The organism is Arthrobacter wenxiniae (genome assembly GCF_013376105.1).
Classification (GTDB): domain Bacteria; phylum Actinomycetota; class Actinomycetes; order Actinomycetales; family Micrococcaceae; genus Specibacter; species Specibacter wenxiniae.
Map to the genome: position 1 here is coordinate 184,584 of NZ_JAAMFM010000002.1, position 24,194 is coordinate 208,777.

General features: G+C 66.5%; 20 protein-coding genes. 10 read left to right on the forward strand and 10 right to left on the reverse strand.

Going from position 1 to position 24,194, the window contains the following annotated elements:
• Positions 1–12: 12 nt before the first annotated feature.
• The 6 genes from G6034_RS02545 to G6034_RS02570 all read left to right on the forward strand — a co-directional run bounded on the left by G6034_RS02545 (position 13) and on the right by G6034_RS02570 (position 7,500).
• A complete protein-coding gene (locus G6034_RS02545) occupies positions 13–1,551 on the forward strand; it encodes a purine-cytosine permease family protein (protein ID WP_176633526.1) in 1,539 nt (512 codons plus the stop codon).
• 57 nt (positions 1,552–1,608) lie between these two features.
• Positions 1,609–2,865, forward strand: coding sequence for a M24 family metallopeptidase (locus G6034_RS02550; RefSeq protein ID WP_176633527.1), 1,257 nt, complete (start codon positions 1,609–1,611; stop codon positions 2,863–2,865).
• Positions 2,866–2,927: 62 nt separating this feature from the next.
• Entirely contained in the window at positions 2,928–3,725 is a 798-nt protein-coding gene (locus tag G6034_RS02555) for a creatininase (protein WP_343037902.1), read from the forward strand.
• Between the two features lie 286 nt (positions 3,726–4,011).
• Positions 4,012–5,313 carry an MFS transporter gene (locus tag G6034_RS02560; RefSeq protein WP_246295249.1) on the forward strand — a complete coding sequence of 434 codons (1,302 nt, stop codon included), beginning with the start codon at positions 4,012–4,014 and terminating at the stop codon, positions 5,311–5,313.
• A 54-nt stretch (positions 5,314–5,367) separates the two neighbouring features.
• Positions 5,368–6,624, forward strand: coding sequence for a M24 family metallopeptidase (locus tag G6034_RS02565; RefSeq protein ID WP_176633529.1), 1,257 nt, complete (start codon positions 5,368–5,370; stop codon positions 6,622–6,624).
• Positions 6,625–6,702: 78 nt separating this feature from the next.
• Positions 6,703–7,500, forward strand: a complete 798-nt coding sequence (locus G6034_RS02570; RefSeq protein WP_176633530.1) for an IclR family transcriptional regulator — start codon at positions 6,703–6,705, stop codon at positions 7,498–7,500.
• Here the strand turns inward: G6034_RS02570 and G6034_RS02575 are convergent.
• Positions 7,497–8,621 (reverse strand): LOG family protein, encoded by a 1,125-nt coding sequence (locus tag G6034_RS02575; protein ID WP_343037903.1) that lies wholly within the window; start codon positions 8,619–8,621, stop codon positions 7,497–7,499. The genes G6034_RS02570 and G6034_RS02575 overlap by 4 nt on opposite strands.
• Before the next feature lie 183 nt (positions 8,622–8,804).
• On the opposite strand from G6034_RS02575, the gene G6034_RS02580 reads away from it, so the two are divergent.
• A complete protein-coding gene (locus G6034_RS02580) occupies positions 8,805–9,110 on the forward strand; it encodes a rhodanese-like domain-containing protein (protein ID WP_176633531.1) in 306 nt (101 codons plus the stop codon).
• 158 nt (positions 9,111–9,268) lie between these two features.
• On the opposite strand, the gene G6034_RS02585 is transcribed toward G6034_RS02580, so the two are convergent.
• Positions 9,269–10,039, reverse strand: coding sequence for a TIM barrel protein (locus tag G6034_RS02585; protein WP_176633532.1), 771 nt, complete (start codon positions 10,037–10,039; stop codon positions 9,269–9,271).
• Positions 10,039–11,133 (reverse strand): Gfo/Idh/MocA family oxidoreductase, encoded by a 1,095-nt coding sequence (locus G6034_RS02590; RefSeq protein ID WP_176633533.1) that lies wholly within the window; start codon positions 11,131–11,133, stop codon positions 10,039–10,041. Before G6034_RS02590 ends, G6034_RS02585 begins: the two co-directional genes overlap by 1 nt.
• Before the next feature lie 149 nt (positions 11,134–11,282).
• On the opposite strand from G6034_RS02590, the gene G6034_RS02595 reads away from it, so the two are divergent.
• Positions 11,283–12,377 (forward strand): LacI family DNA-binding transcriptional regulator, encoded by a 1,095-nt coding sequence (locus tag G6034_RS02595; RefSeq protein WP_343037905.1) that lies wholly within the window; start codon positions 11,283–11,285, stop codon positions 12,375–12,377.
• A 97-nt stretch (positions 12,378–12,474) separates the two neighbouring features.
• Here G6034_RS02595 and G6034_RS02600 read toward each other — a convergent pair whose 3' ends face one another.
• The 4 genes from G6034_RS02600 to G6034_RS02615 form a co-directional block, all read right to left on the reverse strand.
• Entirely contained in the window at positions 12,475–13,425 is a 951-nt protein-coding gene (locus G6034_RS02600; RefSeq protein ID WP_176633650.1) for an ATP-binding cassette domain-containing protein, read from the reverse strand.
• 28 nt (positions 13,426–13,453) lie between these two features.
• Positions 13,454–14,497 (reverse strand): ABC transporter permease, encoded by a 1,044-nt coding sequence (locus G6034_RS02605; RefSeq protein ID WP_176633534.1) that lies wholly within the window; start codon positions 14,495–14,497, stop codon positions 13,454–13,456.
• 65 nt (positions 14,498–14,562) lie between these two features.
• Positions 14,563–15,561 (reverse strand): substrate-binding domain-containing protein, encoded by a 999-nt coding sequence (locus tag G6034_RS02610; RefSeq protein ID WP_343037906.1) that lies wholly within the window; start codon positions 15,559–15,561, stop codon positions 14,563–14,565.
• Positions 15,562–15,800: 239 nt separating this feature from the next.
• Positions 15,801–17,015, reverse strand: coding sequence for an MFS transporter (locus tag G6034_RS02615; RefSeq protein ID WP_176633535.1), 1,215 nt, complete (start codon positions 17,013–17,015; stop codon positions 15,801–15,803).
• A gap of 147 nt (positions 17,016–17,162) precedes the next feature.
• Between G6034_RS02615 and G6034_RS02620 the strand changes: the two genes are divergently transcribed.
• Both G6034_RS02620 and G6034_RS02625 read left to right on the forward strand, forming a co-directional pair.
• Positions 17,163–17,621 (forward strand): MarR family winged helix-turn-helix transcriptional regulator, encoded by a 459-nt coding sequence (locus G6034_RS02620; protein ID WP_176633536.1) that lies wholly within the window; start codon positions 17,163–17,165, stop codon positions 17,619–17,621.
• Positions 17,622–17,920: 299 nt separating this feature from the next.
• Entirely contained in the window at positions 17,921–19,012 is a 1,092-nt protein-coding gene (locus G6034_RS02625) for a type I restriction endonuclease (RefSeq protein ID WP_176633652.1), read from the forward strand.
• Positions 19,013–19,217: 205 nt separating this feature from the next.
• Here G6034_RS02625 and sucD read toward each other — a convergent pair whose 3' ends face one another.
• From sucD to pcrA, 3 genes are all read right to left on the reverse strand, one after another.
• The gene (gene sucD / locus G6034_RS02630) at positions 19,218–20,120 is read right to left on the reverse strand and encodes a succinate--CoA ligase subunit alpha (protein WP_176633537.1); all 903 of its coding nucleotides are present in this window, start codon (positions 20,118–20,120) and stop codon (positions 19,218–19,220) included.
• A 30-nt stretch (positions 20,121–20,150) separates the two neighbouring features.
• Positions 20,151–21,320, reverse strand: a complete 1,170-nt coding sequence (gene sucC / locus G6034_RS02635; protein WP_176633538.1) for an ADP-forming succinate--CoA ligase subunit beta — start codon at positions 21,318–21,320, stop codon at positions 20,151–20,153.
• A gap of 192 nt (positions 21,321–21,512) precedes the next feature.
• Positions 21,513–24,134: a DNA helicase PcrA gene (gene pcrA / locus G6034_RS02640; RefSeq protein ID WP_425485442.1), complete on the reverse strand. Its 2,622-nt coding sequence runs from the start codon at positions 24,132–24,134 to the stop codon at positions 21,513–21,515.
• Between the last annotated feature and the right edge of the window lie 60 nt (positions 24,135–24,194).

The window sequence follows — 24,194 nt, forward strand, 5'->3', positions numbered from 1 at the left end:
ATAGAGACCCGCATGAACCGAACAAGACAACGGTCGCACGAATCCTCGACCGTCGAGGTCGAAGACGTCCTGCAGCCCATTCCCGAATCCGCGCGGACCACAAAGCTGTCGGGCCAGTTCTGGATCTGGGCAGGCGCCAACGTTGCCCCCATCAACTGGATCCTCGGGGCCCTCGGCATCCAGCTGGGGCTGGGCCTGCGGGACACATTGATCGTGTTGATCGTGGGAAACCTCATCGGGATGGCCGGCTTTGGCTTCTTCGTCATCCTGGGCCAGCGCACCGGGGCCACCGGGATGTTGCTGGCACGCGGCGCCTTTGGCCGGCGCGGCGCCTATCTCCCGGCCGCGATCCAGGCGACCATCGCCATCGGCTGGTCGGCCGTGAACACCTGGGTCATCCTTGACCTGGTCATGGCCCTGTTCGGCATGATCGGCTGGGTTGACCCCCACCAGCAGAACATTCCGGTGCGCATCCTCGTTGCCGCCGTCATCATGTCCATTCAGGTGGCGATTTGCTACCGGGGGTACCGTGCCATCGCCAAGTTTGAACGCATCACCATGCCGCCAACCATCATTGTCCTGGTCGCGATGTCCATCATCGCCTGGACACACCTTGACATCAATTGGGGCTATGCGGGTCCGGCCGGCCACGTGCTGGAGGGCATGCCACGCCTGGCCGCGATGTCCGCGATCATGACCGTGATCGGCATCGGCTGGGGGATCGGCTGGTTCACCTACGCCCCCGACTACTCCCGCTTCGTCAGCCGCAGTGTCAAACCGGCCAAACTGTTCATCGTCAGCGTCCTGGGCCAGTTCCTGCCGGTGGTCTGGCTGGGCATCCTCGGCGCCAGCCTCGCCACGAAAAACGGGCAGGCCGATCCCGGCCAATTGATCGTCTCGAACTTCGGCACCATGGCCATTCCCGTCATCCTGTTGGTGATCCACGGCCCCATCGCCACCAACATCATCAACCTGTACACCTTCGGCGTCGCCTTCCAGGCCCTGGACGTCAAGCTGTCCCGGCGCAAGCTGTCCATCCTGGTGGGCGTGCTGTCCATGGGTGCGGTCATCGCGTTCATGTTCGCCTCGGACTTCGCCATGATCCTCGATTCCTGGCTGGGCACGATCGTTGCCTGGGTGGGCACCTGGGGCGGCATCATGGCCGTCCACTACTTCGTCTTCGAACGGCACCACAAGGACTTCTCCTACCTGTTCCTGGACCCGAGGTCCACCTCGCTGAAGTCCGTCAACGCACCGGCATTCATCGCCTTCTTCACCGGCATCGCCATGACGTGGCTGTTCATGTACGGCGGCATGCCCATACTCCAGGGCCCCATCGCCACGGCCATGGGAGGAATCGACCTCTCCTGGCTGGCAGGCACCCTCACCTCCGCCGGCGTCTACTTCGCCCTCGGCTACCCGCGTTTCCGCAGGCGCATCTCGGCCGGCGTGCCCCTGGGCATCCGCACCAGCTTGCAGGAAGAGGACGTGCTGGCCCAGCACGGGGACGCCTGCGAGGAAAAGTTCCTGGAGCCGGCGCAGCCCGCCTAGGCCACCCCAAGCCCTCCCTCCCATCAACAAAACACCACACATGCAAAGGACCCACCCATGACCGTCACCACTTCCTCGCCCGCGTCCTCCGTTTCCGAGCTGGAGCGCCTGAAGACCCTGCACAACGGGTCGAAGCAGCCCCTGACGTTCACCGACGCCGAGTTCGAACGCCGCCTGGGCGGGCTGCGCACCATCATGGCCGAAAAGAACCTCGACGCCGTGGTCCTGACCAGCTACCACAACATCAAGTACTACTCCGACTACCTCTTCACCTACTTCGGCCGCTCCTACGCCCTGGTCGTCACCGCCGACGACTCCGTTTCCATCACCGCCAACATCGACGCCGGCATGCCCTGGCGCACCAGCTACGGCGACAACATCGTCTACACCGACTGGCGCCGCGACAACTTCTACTTCGGCATCCAGGAAGCCCTGCGCCGCCGCGGCATCAAGGCCACCCGCCTCGGCGTCGAGGACGACACCCTCCCCGTCCTGCTCCGCGACAAGCTCCAGGCCGCCTTCCCCGACGCCGCCCTCACCGACATCTCCCAGGCCGCCATGCGCCAGCGCATGATCAAGTCCGCCGAGGAAATCGAAGTCATCAAGCACGGCGCCCGCATCGGGGACCTCGGCGGCGAAGCCATCAAGGCCGCCATCGCCGAAGGCATCACCGAATACGAAGTCGCCCTCATCGGCACCGAAGCCATGGTCCACGAAATCGCCCGCACCTTCCCCGACCAGGAAGTCCGCGACACCTGGGTCTGGTTCCAGTCCGGCATCAACACCGACGGCGCCCACAACTGGGCCACCACCCGCAAGCTCCAGCGCGGGGACATCCTCTCCCTGAACTGCTTCCCCATGACCAGCGGCTACTACACCGCCCTGGAACGCACCCTCTTCCTCGGCGAACCCGACGCCCGCTCCCTGGAACTGTGGAACGTCAACGTCGAAGTCCACGAACGCGGCCTGGAACTCATCAAGCCCGGCGCCGTCTGCAAGGACATCGCCGCCGAACTCAACGAGATCTACATCAGCCACAACCTCCTCCCCAACCGCACCTTCGGCTACGGACACTCCTTCGGCGTCCTCTCCCACTACTACGGCCGCGAAGCCGGACTGGAACTGCGCGAAGACATCGACACCGTCCTGGAACCAGGCATGGTCGTCTCCATGGAACCCATGATCACCGTCGCCGACGGCCAGCCCGGCGCCGGCGGCTACCGCGAACACGACATCCTCGTCATCAGCGAAAACGGCGCCGAAAACATCACCAAATTCGGCTACGGACCCAACAACAACATCATCAACCCCTAACACCCCACCCAGCAGCGGCGGCCACCCGGCCGCCGCAGCTGCACTTGACGAGGAGCACCACCGTGGACAAGTCAGTATTTCTGGAAGACATGGACGCCTTTGCCTACCGCGAAGCCCTGGCGTCCGGGGAGGCGATGGTCCTCATCCCCGTCGGGTCGCTGGAGCAGCACGGACCGCACCTGCCGCTGGGGACGGACACCCTCCTTTCCACGCATTTCGCGGCGGCGGCGGCCAGGCGGCTGGGGGCACTTGTTGCCCAGCCCATCTCCTATGGCTACAAGTCACAGCAGAAGTCCGGCGGGGGAAACCACCTCCCCGGAACCACCAGCCTGGATGGCACCTCCCTCATTGGCATGGCGCGCAACCTGGCCAAGTCCTTCCTCAACCAGGGCGTCCGGCACGTGGTCTTCGTCAACGGGCACTTCGAGAACTACCAGTTCCTCTACGAGGGGATCGACCTGGCACTGGAGGAACTCGGGATCAAGCCGGGGGCGGAGCAGAGCGTGTTGCTGCTGTCCTATTGGGACTTTGTCAGCCAGGACACGCTGAACCTGGTCTACCCCGACGGCTTCCCCGGGTGGGAAATCGAGCACGGAGGGGTGCTGGAGACCTCGCTCATGCTCCACCTCGAGCCCGCCCGGGTGGCCATGGACCGGCGGGTGGACGGCCCCGCCGCCGTGCTGCCGCGCTTCGACCGGCTGCCCGTGGTGCCTGAGCGGACACCGGCGACCGGGTGCCTGTCGTCCGCGGCCGGCTCCAGTGCGGCCAAGGGCGAACTTCTATACGAACAGGTTGTGGCGGACCTTTCGCTGGACCTGGCCAGGGAACTGGACCGGGAACCAGCCCGCGTCCCCGCCTAGCGGGCCCGAGCGCCGGGCGGCAACGCAAGTGCACGCTGTGCAACAAAGGCGCCATGTCGGGCAAATGCCCCGGCATGGCGCCTTCGTCCTTCCCAGGGGCAAAAGTGAGGCGCCAAAAGCCCTTGACAGTGATCCGAACCACACATAGTCTAGTGCAACAGCGTTGCATTCAATGCAACTCCAACAGATTGCAACCCAGACATCTTTGGTGGAACACATGATAAATCACAAATCCTCTAGCACGGACAGGACGGCGACGATGGCGTCCGACAGTGGGCAGTTGAGCATGAGCGGGCGGCCGCGCCCGGGCGGCATTGACGCCTCCACGCGCCGCCGCGTCATTGGCGCCAGCTTCATCGGCAACTTCGTCGAATGGTTTGACTACGCCGTCTACGGTTACCTGGCAGCCACGATCGCCACGGCCTTCTTCCCCGAGGCGGACAAGCAGACGGGCCTGTTGCTGACATTTGGCCTGTTCGCCGTTTCCTTCTTCGTCCGTCCCCTCGGCGGGTTCATCTGGGGCCACATCGGCGACAAGGTGGGCCGCAAGAATGCGCTCTCGCTGTCCATCCTCATCATGTCCGCTGCGACCTTCGCCATAGCCCTCATCCCCGGCTACGGCACCATCGGCATCTGGGCGCCGATCTCGCTGCTGGTGGTCCGTGTGGTGCAGGGCTTCTCGGCCGCCGGCGAATACGCCGGGGCCTCGGCCTTCCTGGTCGAATATGCACCCCCGAACCGTCGCGGCATCTACGCCGCCGTGGTCCCGGCCAGCACGGCCGCCGGCCTGCTGCTTGGTTCCTTGATTGCCGCCCTCCTCTCCATCACCCTCAGCCCGGACCAGATGCACGAATGGGGCTGGCGCCTGCCGTTCCTGCTCGCCGCCCCCATGGGCCTGATTGGCCGCTACATCCGCGTCAAGCTCGAGGACACCCCGGCATTCCTGGCCCTGGAGAAGGAGGACGACGTCATCAAGGCGCCCGTCACGGCACTTTTCCGCAATCACTGGAAGTCGCTGCTGCTGGCTGTGGGTGCCGTGCTCCTGAACGCCGTCGGATTCTACGTAATCCTCAGTTACATGCCCACATACCTCAGCGAGGAACTGGGCTTCGGCGCCACGGAATCCTTCGTGGCGACCACCATCGCGCTGCTGACCTACATCGGCTTCATTTTCCTCACCGGCCTCGCTTCGGACCGGTTTGGCCGCAAGAAGGTGCTCATCTCGGCATCGGTCCTCTTCATCTTCCTGACAGTCCCCGCGTTCATGCTCCTGGACACCGGCAACTTTGTCGTCATCCTGCTTGTCCAGGTCCTTCTCGGCGCCATGCTGACATTGAACGACGGCACGCTGCCCAGCTTCCTGGCGGAATTGTTCCCGACCAAGGTCCGGTACAGCGGCTTTGCCGTCAGCTTCAACCTGTCCAACGCGATCTTCGGCGGCACGGCGCCGTTCGTGGCAACGCTGTTGATCGCCACCTCCGGATCCAAACTGGCGCCGGGCTTCTACCTGATGGCGGCCGCGGTGGTCTCCCTGATCGCGGTGGCCTGTGCCAAGGAAACGTCCAAGGCGCCACTCCAGTCGCACTAGCTGCGCCCCTCTTCTTCCCTCAATCTGTAAATGCAATATCAACAAGGAGCAACAATGACTGCCACCACTTCCTCGCCCGCGTCCTCCGTTTCCGAGCTGGAGCGCCTGAAGACCCTGCACAACGGGTCGAAGCAGCCCCTGACGTTCACCGACGCCGAGTTCGAACGCCGCCTGGGCGGGCTGCGCACCATCATGGCCGAAAAGAACCTCGACGCCGTGGTCCTGACCAGCTACCACAACATCAAGTACTACTCCGACTACCTCTTCACCTACTTCGGCCGCTCCTACGCCCTGGTCGTCACCGCCGACGACTCCGTTTCCATCACCGCCAACATCGACGCCGGCATGCCCTGGCGCACCAGCTACGGCGACAACATCGTCTACACCGACTGGCGCCGCGACAACTTCTACTTCGGCATCCAGGAAGCCCTGCGCCGCCGCGGCATCAAGGCCACCCGCCTCGGCGTCGAGGACGACACCCTCCCCGTCCTGCTCCGCGACAAGCTCCAGGCCGCCTTCCCCGACGCCGCCCTCACCGACATCTCCCAGGCCGCCATGCGCCAGCGCATGATCAAGTCCGCCGAGGAAATCGAAGTCATCAAGCACGGCGCCCGCATCGGGGACCTCGGCGGCGAAGCCATCAAGGCCGCCATCGCCGAAGGCATCACCGAATACGAAGTCGCCCTCATCGGCACCGAAGCCATGGTCCACGAAATCGCCCGCACCTTCCCCGACCAGGAAGTCCGCGACACCTGGGTCTGGTTCCAGTCCGGCATCAACACCGACGGCGCCCACAACTGGGCCACCACCCGCAAGCTCCAGCGCGGGGACATCCTCTCCCTGAACTGCTTCCCCATGACCAGCGGCTACTACACCGCCCTGGAACGCACCCTCTTCCTCGGCGAACCCGACGCCCGCTCCCTGGAACTGTGGAACGTCAACGTCGAAGTCCACGAACGCGGCCTGGAACTCATCAAGCCCGGCGCCGTCTGCAAGGACATCGCCGCCGAACTCAACGAGATCTACATCAGCCACAACCTCCTCCCCAACCGCACCTTCGGCTACGGACACTCCTTCGGCGTCCTCTCCCACTACTACGGCCGCGAAGCCGGACTGGAACTGCGCGAAGACATCGACACCGTCCTGGAACCAGGCATGGTCGTCTCCATGGAACCCATGATCACCGTCGCCGACGGCCAGCCCGGCGCCGGCGGCTACCGCGAACACGACATCCTCGTCATCAGCGAAAACGGCGCCGAAAACATCACCAAATTCGGCTACGGACCCAACAACAACATCATCAACCCCTAACACCCCACCCAGCAGCGGCGGCCACCCGGCCGCCGCAGCTGCACTTAACACACGGATCGGTAGGGAAAGATGGTTACCATGACTCCTCCCGCAGCAAAGGCCGACGCCGGCAACGGCACCTCCGATTCGCGCGGGACGTCCGTGATTGTCAACGCCATCGCGGTACTGCGGTGCTTCTCGGCGGAGGAGCCCCTGCTGGGCGTGACGGAAATCGCCCAGCGCGTGGGCATGCACAAGAGCAGCGTGTCCCGGATCCTGGCCACCCTGGAGCAGGAGGAACTGGTGGAGCGGGACACCGATTCCCGCCGCTTCAAGCTGGGACTCGGGATGATCGCCGTGGCCGGGCCGCTGCTGGCCGAGCTGGAGGAACGGCGCGCCGCCTATCCCCTGCTGCGCCGGCTGACCGAACAAACGGGCGAGACCAGCGCCCTCATGGTGTGGAACGGGCGCGAATCCATGTGCGTGGAGCAGATCGCCAGCCCCCAGCAGGTCAAGCACACAGCCCCGCTCGGCGCCCGCTACCACGACGCCCTCAGCTCCTCCGTGCAGGTGTTCCTGTCACTGGAACCGGAAGAGAAGGTGCGCATCCTGCTGCGCAACGGCACCATCTCCTACCCGGGACTGGACGACGCCGGGCTGGACGCCTACGTCCTCCGGCTCGGCGACGTCGCCCGGCGGGGCTACGCCACCAACTACGGGGAGTCGGCACTGGACGAGGTGGGGGTCGCCGCACCGGTGTACGACCACCGCGGCAATCCCGTGGCGGCCGTCCTCATTCCGGCGCCGAAGTTCAGGGTGTCACAGGAACGGCTGCAGTTCCTGGGCGAGGCGTGTCTCGCCACCGCGCGGCTGGTCACGAGCCGCCTCGGCGGCTAGGCCAGCAGCCCGCAGGCCTCCTCGACGGAATCCACCACGTGGACCTGCTCCGCCATGGCCCGGCCATTCGCCAGCGCCGAGAGCAGGCCCCGTACGGGCAGTTCCTCCTCCCAATGCCTCCGGCCCACCAGGATCATTGGCGCCACCGCCTCCGCGGCCGCGTAGTAGTTCTCGCACGCGTCCTGGAAGATTTCCTGCACCGTGCCGGCCGCCCCGGGCAGGAAAATGGAGCCACCGCCGGCGCGGGAGAGCAGCACGGCCTCCCGGATGGAGTTCGTGAAGTACTTGGCGATCCGGGTGGCGAACGGGTTGGGCGGTTCGTGGCCGTAGAACCAGGTGGGGATGCCCAGGCTGTCCGCCCCGCCGGGGAAGTCCGCGAGCACCCGGCCCGCGGCGCGGACCCACGCCGTGATGGAGGGCCGGAAGCCGGGGACGGAAGCCAAGGTGCGCAGGGCGCTGTCCAGGGCACCGGCGTCGTACGCGGAAAGGTAGGCGCCCAGGTTGGCCGCCTCCATGGTTCCGGGGCCCCCTCCGGTGGCCACCATGAAGCCGCGCCCGGCCAGGGTCCGCCCCAGCTGGGCCGCCTGGGCATACTCCGCACTGTCCCGGCCCGAGGCGTGGCCGCCCATGACGCCCACCACCGGCATGCCGTCCATGGCGCAGGCGTCGAGGAACTCGTCGAGGGCGTCGGAAATGGCGTGGTCGTGCATCGCGGTGGCGAGCGTGGCGTTCAAGGCCCGCCCGCGGCCCTCCTGCAGCGTCCACTGGTAAATCTGCGCGTCGGGGACGGCCTCATATTCGCCCCCCGCAACGCCCGCGTACAGCTCCTGGCCCGTGTACAGGTGCCCGCGGTAGGCATTGAACGGGATGTTTGGCAGCGTCGGGAAGATCAACGCCCCGCGCGCCCGCAGCAACGCCTCGATCCCTCCCGCAAAGCGGCAGCCCATGAAAATGGCGCCCGACGCCCGCAATCCCGTCAGCTCGTCCGATCTCTGCCGCAGGTCCACGGACTGGAAGTGCCATCCGTGCATGGACGTGGCACCCGCGGCGACCAGCGAATCGAAGCCGGCCAGGTCTTCGACGTCGACTGCCTTGTTGCGCGGGGCGCGGGTTGACTTCACGTCCCCAGCTTAGCCATGCCGCCGGGGGGCCCGGCAGCCGGTACGGTGGAGGTGGCGGTCCTCCCGCCAGTTTCCGCACACTTTTCCCCAGCACTTTTCCCCAGCACTTTTCCCCAGCACGACGCCGGCCGGCCGGCCGGGGGCACCCGCCCGCCACGCCGACGTCCCCACAGAGGAGCACCCATGAAGGAAATCACAACCGCCGACGTCCTGGCAGCCGGCCCCGGCGTCCAGATCATCGACGTCCGCGAGGCCGACGAGACCGCCGCCGGCATGATCGCCGGCGCCGTGCACCTGCCCTCCGGCTCCGTGCTGGAACGCGCCGGCGAACTGGACAAGTCGCGCCGGGTCATCGCCGTCTGCCACGGAGGCGGCCGCAGCGGCCATGTCGCCGCGGCCCTCACCGGGCTGGGCTTCGACGCCGACACCCTGGTGGGCGGCATGAGCAACTGGGAGGCCGAGGGCCTGCCGATGGTCACGCCGGCGTAAGCGTCCGCCGGTGGTCGAGGCTGCCGCGGCCCAGGAGCTGTTGTGCACACCCGCCGATGCGGGCAAGGGCGGGGCAGTGTGGTGCGCATCCGTCGTTCGCCGCGCGGCGCAGAACAGTCCAACGGCCGGCCGCGAGGGACAAGTTTGACCCCGGGGCCCTACTCCGCGGTGAACGCTGTCCGGAACGCGTCGAGGGCTGCGTCGCTGTCGCCCTTCGCCCAGGCCTCCAGGCCCACGGTGCCATGGTAGCCGGCGTCGAGCAGGGCCCGGTGGACGGCGGCGTAATTGACCTCCCCGGTGCCCGGTTCGCAGCGGCCGGGGACGTCCGCCACCTGGATTTCGCCGATGTGCGGCAGGGATTGGCGCACCAGCCCGATGAGGTTTCCCTCCCCCATTTGGGCGTGGTAGAGGTCCAGCATCATCTTCACGTTCGGGTGTCCGGCGCCTTCCACGAGGGCCCGGGTGTCCTTGGCGCGGGCCAGCGGGATGCCGGGGTGGTCAAGGATCGTGTTCAGGTTTTCCAGGCAAAACGTGATGCCGTGCTTCTCGCCGAGGCTGCCCAGCCTGTGCAGCGTCCGGGCGCCCGTGAGCCACATGGTCCCCGTGGATCGGTGCCGGGGGCGGGCGGCCTGGCCGTCGACGAGCTCGGCCGGGTGGACCACCATCCGCGGAATCCCGAGTTCCAGCGCCGCCGGGATGAGGTCGGCGGCCGTCCGGACCACCTCGTCGCAGCTGTCCGGGTCCACCACGCTGCCCGCACTGTACCCGGTCATCGAGGAGAACACCGCCCCCGTCGCCTTGAGCTCCTTGATGTCCTTGGTGCGGGTGTCCCACAGTTCGACGTCGAACCCCGCGGCGTGGATGGCGCGCACGCGGTCGGCGAAGGGAAGCTCCGTGTAAACCATTTCCGCGCAGACGGCCAGGCGCATCAGGCGCCTGCCCCTGCATCGGCCGGAGCGACGGCGGCGGGCAGCCCGGTCTTGACCGATTCAATGCAGGCCAGCGCCACGGCCAGGGCCCGTCGGGCGTCCGCGCCGGTCGGCGTGGTTGCAGCGCTTTCGACTGGCCCGCCCGCCCCGGTGCGCCCGGCGACGGTGGCCGCGAAGTCGGCCAGCTCGTCCGTGTACGCCTGCCGGAACAGTTCCACGTTCAGCCGTGGGGTGTCCGCGGACATGCCGCCGGCGGTGTACCGGCGGGCCGCAGTTTCGGTGCGCCTGCCGGCCTGGACCATGCCCTTCGAGCCAAACACCTCGCCGCGGATGTCATAGCCGTAAAGTGCGCTGAAGCTGGCCTCGGCCACCGCGATGGCGCCGTTGCCGTACCGGATGGTCACCACCGCGGTGTCCAGGAAGCCCTGGTCCTTGAAGCCGGGTTCCACCAGGGCGTCGGCGACGGCGTGGACCTCCACCGGTTCCGCGCCGGCGTTGAACCAGTTGAGGGTGTCGAAGTCATGGATCAGGGTCTCCAGGAAGATGGTCCACGGCGGGGTCCTCGCCGCGCCGGGAATGCTGCCCGTGCCGGGGTCGCGGGTGAGCGAGCGCAGCAGCTGCGGGCGCCCCACCACGCCCGCGGCAATGTCCGCCTTGGCCGCCAGGAAGTCTTCGGCATAGCGGCGGTTGAAGCCAACCTGGAAGTGCACTCCCGCGGCGGCGACGTCGGCCAGTGCGGCGTCAAGCTCCCCCAGCGACTGCGCGGCCGGCTTCTCGCAAAACACCTGCTTGCCGGCCGCGGCCGCCTGCGAAATCAGGCCGGCATGGAACCGGGCCGGGCTGGCGATGACGACGCCGTCGATGTCCGGGTCCGCGAATAGGTCGGCCGCGTCGGCGCTCACCCTGGCGTCGCCCAGGCGGGCCGCGAGTGCCCGTGCGGCGTCGAGCGCCGGGTCCGCGACAGCGGCGAGTTCGACGCCGGGCAGGCGCCTTGCGATGCTCTCGGCGTGAAAGGCGCCGATCCAGCCGGCGCCGATGAGGCCCAGGCGGACCGCCGGGGCGCTGGCGGTGAACGTTTCCAACAAATAGGCCATGGGTCTTCCCTTCAGGGTGATGGCCGCCGAGAACAAAACTAGATCGATCTAGTCCGGCGTTGGAACCAGTTTTGCACGTGGCGCCCAAAAAAACTAGATCGATCCAGTAAACTTTGTTCATCAACCCCCATCGAAGAGCAGGAGTGCCCGTGGCCGCCGCCCCACGCACCACCATGGCCGACGTCGCGGCCGCCGCGGGCGTGTCCAGGGCGCTCGTCTCGATCGTGATCCGCGGGGCGGCGGGAGCCAGCGACGCCACCCGCCGGCACGTGCTGCAGGTCGCTGCGGATCTTGGATATCGGCCGGACACGCGGGCGCGTCTCCTGCGCAGCAGCCGGACGCGGCTGATTGGCGTGGTCTTCAACGTCACCGAGCCCTACCACGCCGAACTTGTCGAGCTGCTGTATGAGGCCGCGGATGCCGAAGGCTATGCCGTCACGCTCAGTGCCACGGGCCCCAGGCGCGGGGAGCGGGAGGCCGTTGAATCGCTGCTGGACCTCGGCGCGGAGGCCGTCATCATCATTGCCCCGTCCGGGACGGCGGGGCAGCTGGCGGGGTTCCCGGTCCCGGTGGTCTCCCTGCTGGGGACGGTCGGGGGCGCGGAGCCAGGCACCTTCAGCAGCGTCTCCAGCGATGAAGGTGCCGGAATCCGCCTGGCCATGGGCCACCTGCGGGGGCTCGGGCACCGGCGGATCGCCCACATCGACGGCGGTTCCGCCGTGGGGTCCGCCGCCCGCCGCGGCGCCTACGAGGCATGCATGGACGGCAGCGGCGAGGCCGCGGTGGTGCTGCCCGGCGGACCGCTGGAGTCCGACGGCTCGCGGGCCGCGGCCGCGCTGCTCACCTCGATGGGCTGGCCGCTCCCCCCGCACGACGCCGGCCCCGCCGCCCGCGGGACCGCCGCCTCCCCGGCCCGCCCCGCCACCGGCGGACGGGCATCCGGCGCGCCGACCGCCGTCGTGATTTTCAATGACCGCAGCGCCTTGGGCGCGCTGGACACCTTCCGCGCGGCGGGGCTCCGGGTCCCCGGCGGGCTGTCCGTGGTGGGGTACGACAACTCCCGCATGGCGCGGCTGGAACACATCAACCTCACCACCATCGGGCAGGACGGGGCGGAACTGGCGGCGGCCGCCGTCCGGAGCGCCGCGGCGCGGATTGGCGGCGGGCCGGGACAGGACGTGGTGGTCGCGCCTTCCCTGGTGCGCGGCGGGACCACGGCGGCCCCTGCTCCCCCGGGAACGTGATCCCGAGCGGGCCGCAGTCCAGGTCCGGGCCAAAGATCCGGTGGCGCTGACTCCCCTGGTCATGCGGCGTGGGTTCGCCTCGATGCTGGTGCGGTTGCTAGTGGGGCAGCTGCCCGGCGGTTTCGGCCACTTCGGCTTCGAGTTCCTGCGCGAGGTCCCCGTGGCTGCCGAGGGCTTCGAGTTCGTGGGCGAGTTCGGCCAGTTCCGCGCCGCCGGCCATTTGGGCGGTGAGTTCGTCCAGGGTGATGTCCTTCTTGTCGTAGTAGCCGATCGACTTCCCGCGCTTGAGCAGCAGGAACCTGTCCCCCACGGGGAAGGCGTGGTGGGGGTTGTGGGTGATGAAGATGACGCCCAGGCCGCGGTCGCGGGCCTGGAGGATGTAGCGCAGCACCACGCCGGACTGCTTCACGCCCAGCGCCGCGGTGGGCTCGTCCAGGATCAGGGCCTTCGCCCCGAAGTGCACGGCCCGGGCGATGGCCACGCACTGGCGCTCGCCGCCGGAGAGCTGGCCGATGGGCTGCTCCACGTCACGAAGGTCGATCCCCATGTCGGCCAACTCGTTCTTGGTGATCTCCTTCATGGCCTTCACGTCCAGGCGCCTGAACGGGCCCCGCCCGGTGGTGATTTCCGAGCCGAGGAAGAAGTTGCGCCAGATCGGCATCAGCCCCACCACGGCCAGGTCCTGGTACACGGCCGCGATGCCCGAGTCCAGGGCCTCCCGGGGGCTGGTCAGCTTCCGCTCCTGGCCCATGATCTTGAACGTGCCCTCGTCGTGCTGGTGCAGGCCGGCGATGATCTTGATCAGTGTCGACTTCCCCGCACCGTTGTCGCCCAGCACGCAGGTGACCCGGCCCATGTCCACGGCCATGGTCACCTCCGTCAGGGCGATGATGTTCCCGTAGTGCTTGCCCACCCCCTCCAGCTCCATCAAGTGCACGGGCGTGTGGGTCAGGGGGTCCGTCTCGTTTTGCAGCAAGGTTTCCTGGTCAATGGTGGGCCCGGTCCCGGTGGGCCCGGCGGCGTGCTTGGCGGTTTCGTTGGAATTCATGTCATTGGCAGTCATGGTGTCCCGTCCTTTACTTGCTGTCCGCGCGGCGCTTGACGATCAGGTTGACAATGGTGGCCAGCAGCAGCATCAGGCCCAGGAAGAACTTGAACCAGTCCGGGTTCCACTGCGCGTACACGATGCCCTTGTTCGCCATGCCGAAGATGAACGCGCCGATCGCGCCGCCGATGGCGGAGCCGTAGCCGCCGGTGAGCAGGCAGCCGCCGATCACGGCCGCGATGATGTACAGGAACTCGTTGCCGATCCCCTCCCCGGACTGCACGGCGTCAAAGGCGAAGAGGTTGTGCATGCCCAAAACCCAGCCGCAGAACCCCACGCCCATGAACAGGCCGATCTTGGTCCACTTCACCGGCACGCCCACGGCGCGGGCCGCGTTCTCGTCCCCGCCCACGGCAAAGATCCAGTTGCCCACCCGGGTCCGCAACAGCAGCCAGGAGGTGATCGCGACCAGGATGATCCAGATGAACACCGGGGACTTCAGGTCCACCCCGGCAATGGTGAAGTCGTTGGCGAACACCGCCTGGGCGGAGGCGAAGCCATCCATCGTGGCAATGGACGGGGTTGCGACGCTGCCGCCAATCAGGCGGGTCAGGGCCAGGTTCAGCCCGGTCAGCATCAGGAAGGTGGCCAGGGTGACGATGAAGCTGGGCAGCTTCGTCTTCATCAGGATCCAGCCGTTCACGAACCCGATCGCCAGGGAGACCACCAGGGCCAGGCCCACCCCGACCCACACGTTCACGGAGAAGTACCAGCTGAACAGGGACGCCGTCAGCGCCGAGCTGATCACCGCGACGCCGGCGGAAAGGTCGAACTCCCCGCCAATCATCAACAGGGCCACGCCCACGGCCATGATCCCGATGGTCGAGGACCCGTACAGCACCGTGGCGAAGGAGTTCGCCTGGAGGAACACCGGGGCCACGATCGAGAAGAAGATGAACAGGACGATCGCACCGACCAGCGCGCCGATCTCCGGCCGTCCCAAAAGGTTTGAGACCATGCCGCGCTTGCCGACGCGTTCATCCAGGGCCGGCGGGGGCTTGAGAAGTGTTGTCATAGGTTTCTCCTAATCTTGCCCGGGCCCGCGGGGACACGCCCCGCGGGCCCGGAAGCAAGCCATCCCTAGCGGATGCCTTCCTTGGCGAACTTGAGGACGGCGGGGGCGTTGGTCTTGTCAATGATGGCCGGGCCGGTCAGCACGGGCAGCCCGCCGCCCACCATGAACCCGCCGCGATAGTACTGCCACAGCGCGTCAATGGAGTCATACCCCTGCAGCCACGGCTGCTGGTCAACGGTGAACTGCACCTTGCCGTCGATGATTGATTGGATCAGCTCGCCGCTGAGGTCAAACGAGGCCACCTTGACCTTGGCGGCCAGGTTCAGGGCGCCAACGGCCTTCACGATGGTTGCCGTGAACGGGGCGCCCAGGCCGATGATGGCGTCGGCGCCCGGGGTGGATTGCAGCTTCGCGGTGACGGTGGAGGCAACCTGGGTCATGTCGGTGCCCTGGACATAGAGGATCTCGGTTCCGGGCACCTTGGTCTTGACGCCGGCGCACCGGGCTTCAAGCGCCACGTTCCCCTGCTCCTGGATCACGCACAGTGGATGCGTCACGCCCTCCTCGGCCAGCCGCGTGCCGACCGCGGCGCCGGCCACGTTCTCATCCGATCCGAAGTGGGTGAACGCGCCAACGCTCTTGAAGACGTCTTCGCCGGAATTCAGGCTGACCACCGGAATGCCGGCATCCTCCGCCTTCTTCAGCACGGCCTTGAGGGCGTCAGGCTTGGCCAGCGTGACGGCGATGCCGGCCACCTTCTGGTCGATGGCCTGCTGGACCAGCTGGGCCTGCCTGCCGCCGTCGGGATCCGAAGTGTAGAGCAGGTCGACATTGTCCTTGGTGGCCGCCTCCTGGGCACCCTTGCGGACAATGTCCCAAAAGGTGTCGCCCGGGGCGGCGTGGGTGATGAGGGCGATCTTGATGCTCGGCGTGGTGGCCACCTTGCCCCCATTGCTGCCCCCGGTGTCCGCGGGCCGGCCGCCGGAACTTGAACAAGCACTCAATGCGAGCATTGGCACGATGGCGGCAACGACGGCCAGCCTCTGCCAAGAAATCTTTTTCACTTGCGGTCTCCTTCACATTGGGACTCATGCCGGGGCATCGTCGCCCAGCCACTATGTTCCGCTACATAGATCATCGTGACGCCAATCACTAAAGTCAATAGTTTGTCCTGACATTAGGATGTTTTTACGTGGATCCGCATCCGATGTTCGATTGTTACGGTCCACAACCGGCGTCGTACAGCATCGTGGTGGCTGACGTCGGGGGTGAGGTCGCGCGGGGTTTATTCGTCACGGACCCCTCAGGCCTTGGACGGTTGCGGCGCAGCCGCACGGTCCTGCCCGTCCGCCGGGGAAAGGGTGCTGCGCGCCTGCCGTCGGCTGTCGGTTGCGGCAAACACCATGACCGCCAGGCCCAGCACGGTCATCCCAGCGCCAGCCCAGATGGGCGAGGTGTAGCCAAGTCCGGCCGTGATGACCACCCCGCCCAGCCAGGCGCCAAGGGCGTTGCCCACGTTGAAGGCGCCAATGTTGGCCCCCGAGGCCAGCGTCGGGGCAGCCCAGGCGAACTTCATGACGCGCATCTGCAGGCCCGGGACCGTGGCAAAGCCGAAGCCGCCCATGAGGAGGAGGGCCACAATGGTCATGGGTTTGCTCGTGGCGGTCAGCGCAAATGCGGCCAGGGTGAGCGCCAGCGCCGCGATCACCACCAGCAGCGTGCTGTCGACATTGCGGTCCGCAGCCTTGCCGCCAAGGGTGTTGCCGATGAACAGGCCCACGCCGAACAGGATGAGCAGCCAGGGGACCGTGCTGGCGGCGAACCCGCCGCCGTCGGTCAGCGTGAAGGCGATGTAGGTGAACGCCCCGAACATTCCGCCATAGGCGAGGATGGTGACCGCGATCGACAACCAGACCTGACGGGACCTGAACGCGCGCAGCTCCGCCCGGAGGCCGTGCCGGGATTCGGCCTGCGCGATGGCCGGGACAAGGACCATGATCCCGATGAGGGCAATGACGCCAATGGCAGTGATGGCCCAGAAGGTGGACCGCCAGCCGGCCTGCTGCCCAAGCAGCGTGCCCAACGGGACTCCCAGGACATTCGCGACGGTCAGCCCGGTGAACATGACGGCAATGGCGCCGGCCTTCCTGTCCGGGGCCACCATGTCAGATGCCACCACGGCGCCGATGCCAAAGAAGGCGCCATGGCACAGGGCGGCTATGATGCGCCCGGCCATCATTAAGGCGTAGTCCGGGGACAGGGCGCAGAGCAGGTTGCCGGCAATGAACAGGACCAGCAGGCCCGCCAGCACGGGCTTGCGGGGAAGGCGGCTCACGGCGGCCGTCACCAGCAGGGCGCCCACCACCACGCTGAGGGCGTAGCCGGAAATGAACCAGCCGGCGGCGGCTTCACCGACCTGGAAGTCGGCGGCGACCTCGGGCAGCAGGCCCATGATCACGAACTCGGTGAGGCCAATGCCGAAACCTCCGACGGCGAGGGCTATCAGGCCAAGGGGCATGATTCTCCTTAGAAAATTTGGGGGCGGGATTTATGCGGCGTAAGCTATTAGTTGCAGGCGCTGTATATATTGTTGCACAAGCAACTATAGCGCGCAAGCAACTACTTTGGCGTGGGCTGCACGGCGGCGTGAACAGGAGGATTCCGGATGGGCATCAGGGACGACGCCGTGGAGGTCAGGGCGCAGGGCTGGCGCACCCTCGCGGCATTGCATGGGCTGATCGAGGCGGGCTTGGAGAAGGCGCTGCAGGCGGACGCGCAGCTTTCCGTGGTGGAATTCACGGTGCTGGACGCGCTGAGCCGGCAGGACGGCTGGCACATGCGGATGCAGCAGCTGGGCCGCGCCACGGCCTTGAGCCCCAGCGCCACCACGCGGCTGGTCAACCGGCTCGAGGACCGCGGGCTCCTTACGCGCATTCTCTGCCAGGACGACCGCCGCGGCATCTACACGGAGCTCACGGCGTCCGGCTCGGAACTGCTGGTGCGCGCCCGGCCCGTCCACGACGCCGCCCTTGAGGCGGCGCTGGCCGAGGCGGGCCAACTCCCCGAACTGGCGGCGCTGGTCCAGGCGCTCCCCCAGCTGCACGCGTCGGTCCCCGCCCGCTGAGGCGCGCCTCCGGCACCGGGGGTCATCTCGAACGTCAACGGGCACGGCACCGGCGGTCTTCTCGAACGTCAACGAGGACGGGGGGCGGCCGCACCGCCGCGCGGGCGGTGTACGGCCGCAGGAAACGGCACGCTGCGTCTATCCCTGCCCGGCTCGATCGCTCTCAGCAAGGACGGCGTATCGGCGTTGCCGTTTCATGAAACTGCGACCCACAGCGGCTAAAGCTTGACGTACATCACCTACAAGGTAACTGTCTGATACATTCACAGTAAATAGTCAACGACGACCGGGGTGGAATGATGGACTTCATTGAGAAACTTGCTGCGCTTTCTACCAAAGTCCAATCGCAGAAGAGCGTCATTGAGACCGAAGAAGCAACAAAGAATGCCTTCATTATGCCCTTTATTTCGGCTGTTCTCGGCTATGATGTATTCAATCCATTAGAAGTTGTCCCGGAATTTACGGCCGATGTGGGGATCAAACGTGGCGAGAAAATCGATTACGCGATCATGCGCGACGGTGATATCCAAATTCTTATCGAGTGCAAAAGAACCAATGGAGAATTAAAAGTCGAACACGCCTCTCAGCTTTTTCGCTATTTTGCTGCAACGAATGCGAGAATTGCAATTCTTACAAATGGAGAGGTCTATCAGTTTTACACTGACTTGGACGCGCCCAACCGGATGGACTCCAAACCTTATCTCGTCTCAGACCTCAATGACGTCGATGAAACCCTGATACCGGAACTGCAAAAACTTACGAAGGCGGACTTCGATCTCGATTCAGTCATCAGCTCCGCCGAGGAGTTGAAGTATGTTGGCCAACTGAAGCGGGCCATTGGCTCCTTATTCAGGGACCCAGAGGACGACTGGGTCAAGTACTTGACGGCCAAAGTCTACGAGGGACAGTTCACGCAAAAAGTGAGGGAGCAGTTCAGAGGTCTCGTAGCCAAAGCCTCACGGCAGTATCTGACGGACCAAGTAAATGATCGGCTGAAAACCGCATTGGGACAGCCAACCGGAATCGCAAGTCCGGAACCGCAAAAATCACCTACTGTCGAGAGCGCTTCGGCAGTCGAGGCTCACCTCGAAAGTGACGACGGTATTGTTACTACAGTGGCGGAGACGCAAGGATTCCAGATCGTTCGGGCGATTCTATGCAGTGACGTCAGGGCATCTCGCGTCTCACCCCGGGATGCCAAGTCTTATTTTGCGATATTTCTCGATGACAACAACCGCAAGCCATTGGCACGACTCCACTTCAATCGAACCCAGAAATATCTCGGAACCTTTGATGTGGAAAAGAACGAGACACGACACCCGATCGAAGCCTTGGAAGACATCTACAACTTTGCCGACGTCCTTCGCGAGACGCTTCGAAATTACGCATAGTCGCTGATCCAGGCGCTCCCCCAGCTGCACGCGTCGGTCCCCGCCCGCTGAGGCGCGCCTCCGGCACCGGGGAGGACGCGATGGACATTTGATCCCGATAAATCAGCCTCAATAATCCATTTCGACCTCCTGGCCGTCGCGGACACAAAAAAGCGCGGCCACCACACGGGAAAACCCGGTGCGGCGGCCGCGCCCCTCAGACGGACTACAGGGCCGCGTAGACCTCGCGCAGCAGCGTGGCGGTCTCGGACGGCGTCTTGCCGACCTTGACGCCGGCAGCCTCGAGGGCTTCCTTCTTGGCCTGTGCCGTTCCCGCGGAGCCGGAGACGATGGCGCCGGCGTGGCCCATGGTCTTGCCCTCGGGAGCGGTGAAGCCGGCCACGTAGCCGACAACCGGCTTGGTGACGTTGGCCTTGATGTACTCGGCCGCACGCTCCTCGGCGTCCCCGCCGATCTCGCCGATCATCACGATGGCCTTCGTTTCGGGGTCGGCCTCGAAGGCGGCAAGCGCGTCGATGTGCGTGGTGCCGATGACGGGGTCGCCGCCGATGCCGATCGCGGTGGAGAAGCCGAGGTCGCGCAGTTCGTACATCATCTGGTAGGTCAGCGTCCCGGACTTGGACACCAGGCCGATGGGGCCCTTGCCGGTGATGTTGTTCGGGGTGATGCCGACCAGGGCCTCGCCGGGGGTGATGATGCCGGGGCAGTTCGGGCCGATGATGCGGGTCACCTGGTTGCCGGACGCGTCCAGCTTGGACTGGGCCAGGGCCCAGAACTCGGCGGAGTCCTGCACGGGCACGCCTTCGGTGATGACAACCACCAGCGGCACGGAGGCCTCGATGGCCTCAACCACGGCGTCCTTGGTGAAGGCGGGGGGGACGAACACGATGGAAACGTCGGCGCCGGTCTCGGCAACCGCTTCCTTCACGGTGCCGTAAACGGGCAGTTCAACGCTGCCGTGGACCACCGTGGTGCCGGCCTTGCGTGCGTTCACGCCGCCCACCACCTGGGTGCCGGCCTTGAGCATGAGGGCGGTGTGCTTGGTGCCTTCGCCGCCGGTGATGCCCTGGACGATGACCTTGGAGTCCTTGTTCAAGAAGATAGACATATGTTTTTCCTTAGATCTCGACGGGCTCGATCAGCGGGCCGCGTGGGCGAGTTCGGCGGCCTTGTCGGCGCCCTCGTCCATCGTGGCGGCCAGGGTGACCAGCGGGTGGTTGGCGTCGTTGAGGATACGGCGGCCTTCCTCAACGTTGTTGCCGTCGAGGCGGACAACCAGCGGCTTGTTGGCGGCTGAGCCCAGCTCGGCCAGCGCGCCGACAATGCCCTTGGCGACGGCGTCGCAGGCGGTGATGCCGCCAAAGACGTTCACGAAGACGCTCTTGACCTGCGGGTCGTTGAGGATGACGTCCAGGCCGTTGGCCATGACCTCGGCGGAGGCGCCGCCGCCAATGTCCAGGAAGTTGGCGGGCTTGACGCCGCCGTGGTTCTCGCCCGCGTAGGCGACAACGTCAAGGGTGGACATGACCAGGCCGGCACCGTTTCCGATGACCCCGACCGAGCCGTCCAGCTTGACGTAGTTCAGCCCCGCTTCCTTGGCCTTGGCCTCGAGCGGGTTGGCCGCGGCGGTGTCTTCAAGCTCTGCGTGGTGCGGGTGGCGGAAGTCGGCGTTCTCGTCGATGGAGACCTTGCCGTCCAGGGCCACGATGTCGCCGGCGCCGGTGCGCACCAGCGGGTTGACCTCGACAAGCGTGGCGTCTTCCTTGACGAAGACGTCCCACAGCTTGATGATGGCGGCGGCCACCTTGGGGGCCAGCTCGGCGTTGAAGCCCGCGGCGGCGACGATCTCGTCCGCCTTGGCCGCGTCGATGCCCACGGCGGGGTCCACGGCAACCTTGGCCAGGGCCTCCGGGCGCTCCACGGCCAGCTCTTCGATCTCCATGCCGCCCTCCACCGAGCACATGGCCAGGTAGTTGCGGTTGGCGCGGTCCAGCAGGACGGAGAAGTAGAACTCCTCGGCAATGTCCGCACCCTGGGCGATCATGACCGTGTTGACGGTGTGGCCCTTGATGTCCATGCCGAGGATCGCAGTTGCATGCTCGAACGCCTCGTCGGCGGTCTTCGCTACCTTGACTCCGCCAGCCTTGCCGCGGCCACCGACCTTTACCTGTGCCTTGACGACGGTGACGCCGCCAATCTTCTCGGCTGCTGCCTTTGCTTCTTCAGGGGTGTGCGCAATGATGCCGGCCAACACGGGAACTCCGTGAGCCTCAAACATGTCGCGCGCCTGGTATTCAAACAGGTCCACGGGTTTGTGTCCTTCTACGTCGAAGTAGTGATCAAGGGGTGCAAAACCCCTTTTACACAGTACCGCCTTGCCGGATAAGCACATATTTTCCCTTGGCACCACAGGAAAGGGCGTTAGTCCGCTCACAACAAACGCGCGCGCCGTCCCCTGGAAAGTCCCGCGCCGTGTCCCCGGCACGGCGGCCGGCCGGGCTCAGGCTTCCACCTTGGTCAGCGGCGCGTAGCGCAGCAGCAGCCGCTTCTCGCCAATGCTGAACTGGACGGTGGCCACCATTTTGTCGCCGGCGCCCTGCACGGCCGAGACGGTGCCGTCGCCAAAGGCCGTGTGGTTGACCTTGTCCCCCACCACCACCGCGACGACCTCCTTTTGCGGCTGCACCCGGCCGGCCGCGGCCCGGGCGGAGATGCTGGGCGGCAGCTGGCCGGCGTCGCGCCCGCCCACCGCGGAGCCCGCGCCCCAGAAGGAGCCGGAGTACCGGCTGCTGCCAAAGGCTCCCCCGGACGGAGGGGCCAGGCGCGCCATGCCCTCGCGCTTCCACTCGATCAGCTCCGCCGGCACTTCCTCGATGAACTGGCTGGCGGGGTTGTACTGGCTCTGCCCCCACAGGCTGCGGACCTCGGAGCGGGTCAGGTACAGGCGCTTGCGGGCGCGGGTCAGCCCCACGTAGGCCAGGCGCCGTTCCTCGGCCAGCTCCTTGGGATCGGTGGCGGAGCGTGAGTGCGGAAAGATCCCATGCTCCATGCCGGTCAGGAACACCACGGGGAATTCGAGCCCCTTGGCGGTGTGCAGCGTCATCAGCGTGACGACGCCCAGCCGCTTGGCCTCGGCCACCGCCGCCGCGGCTTCCGCCTCCGAACCGCCGGGCGCGTCGGGAATCTGGTCGGCGTCGGCCACCAGCGACACCTGTTCCAGGAACCCGCCCAGCGTCCCGTCGGGGTTGTCCTTCTCAAATTCGCGCACGACGGCGAGCAGTTCCGCCAGGTTTTCCACGCGCGACTCGTCCTGGGGGTCCGTGGAACCGCGCAGCGCCTCCAGGTAGCCGGACTGTTCCAGCACGGCCTCCAGCGCCGTGGCCGGGCCGGAGCCGGCGGCCACCTCGGCGAGGTCCCCCATCATCTTGGCGAAGGTGGTGACCGCGTTCAGCGAGCGGGTGGCCAGGCCGGGGGCCTCGTCCGCGCGGGCCAGGGCGGCGGAAAAGGAGATCCGTTCGCGCTCGGCGAGGGACGCCAGGGCGCCTTCGGCGCGGTCCCCAATCCCGCGCTTGGGTTCGTTGAGGATCCGGCGCAGGTTGACGTCGTCGTCCGGGTTGACCAGGGCGCGCAGGTAGGCGAGGGCGTCCTTGATTTCCTTGCGCTCGTAGAAGCGGGTGCCGCCCACCACCCGGTAGGGCAGGCCGGTACGGACCAGGATGTCCTCGATGGCGCGCGACTGGGCGTTGGTGCGGTAGAAGATGGCGACGTCGCCGGGGCGGATGTCGGTCTCGTCCTGCAGCCGGTCGATCTCCTCCGCGATGAAGCGCGCTTCCTCGTGCTCGGACTCCGCCACGTAGCCGATGATCTTCTCGCCGTCGCCCTCGGCCGTCCACAGCCGTTTTTCGCGCCGGTTGGGGTTGCGGGAAATGACGGCGTTGGCGGCGCTGAGGATGTTCTGGGTGGAGCGGTAGTTTTGCTCCAGCTTGATGGTGGCGGCGCTCGGGTAGTCCTTCTCAAACTCGACGATGTTGCGGATGTCCGCGCCGCGGAAGGCGTAGATGGACTGGTCGGAGTCGCCCACCACTGTCAGCTCCGCCGCCTCCATGCCGGCGCTCGGGGCCGCCGAGACGTCCTCCCCGACGATTTCGCGCACCAGTGCGTACTGTGCGTGGTTGGTGTCCTGGTACTCGTCCACCAGGACGTGGCGGAAGCGGCGCCGGTAGGAGTCGGCCACCCCGGGGAACGCCCGGAACATGTAGACGGTTTCGGCGATGAGGTCGTCAAAGTCCATGGCGTTGGCCTGGCGCAGGCGCTGGGTGTAGCCCTTGTAAACCTCGGCCACGGCGGCTGCGAAGGGGTCCTTGAAGTCGGTGTTCATGGAGTTTTCGTCGGCGTCGATGAGCTCGTTCTTCAGCGCCGAGATCTTGTGCATGATGGCCTTGGGCGCAAACTTCTTCGGATCCAGGTCCAGGCCCTTGGACACCAGCGTGATCAGGCGCAGGGAGTCGGCGGAGTCATAAATGGAGAAGTTGGTATTGAGCCCGATCGTCTTGGCCTCGCGGCGCAGGATGCGCACGCAGGAGGAGTGGAAGGTGGAGATCCACATGGTCTTCGCGGCGTCGCCGATGAGCGCGTGGATGCGCTCGCGCATCTCGGCCGCGGCCTTGTTCGTGAAGGTGATGGCCAGGATCTGGCCGGGGTGCGCCCGGCCCGTGGCCAGGAGGTAGGCGATGCGGTGGCTCAGGACGCGGGTCTTGCCCGAGCCGGCGCCGGCCACGATGAGCAGCGGCGAGCCGGCATGGACCACCGCGGCCTCCTGCTGCGGGTTCATCCCCTGCAACAGACCGGCCGCGTCGGGCCAGCGGCTCCCCGCACCGGGGTGCGCGGCCCCGCCGGCCGCACCCGGCACGGCCCCACCCGGCTCCGCACCCAACGCCGCGGGGTCCGCCAGGCCCGGTTCGGGCGCGTCGGCGCCGGGGTCGTCGGCGTCGGACGGCTCCTTCGCAGGAGCGCCCGCGGGCGCTCCTGCGAAGGAGGGCGCGGGAAAGCTCGGCAGGAGCCCGGCGGCGCGCTCGGCGGCGGACTTGGGCTTTTTGGCATACGGGTCAAACAACATGTCCATGGTGCCATCCAGTCTAGTTGCCCCCACCGACAGGGCCTGCGGCACCCTGTGCACAACCGG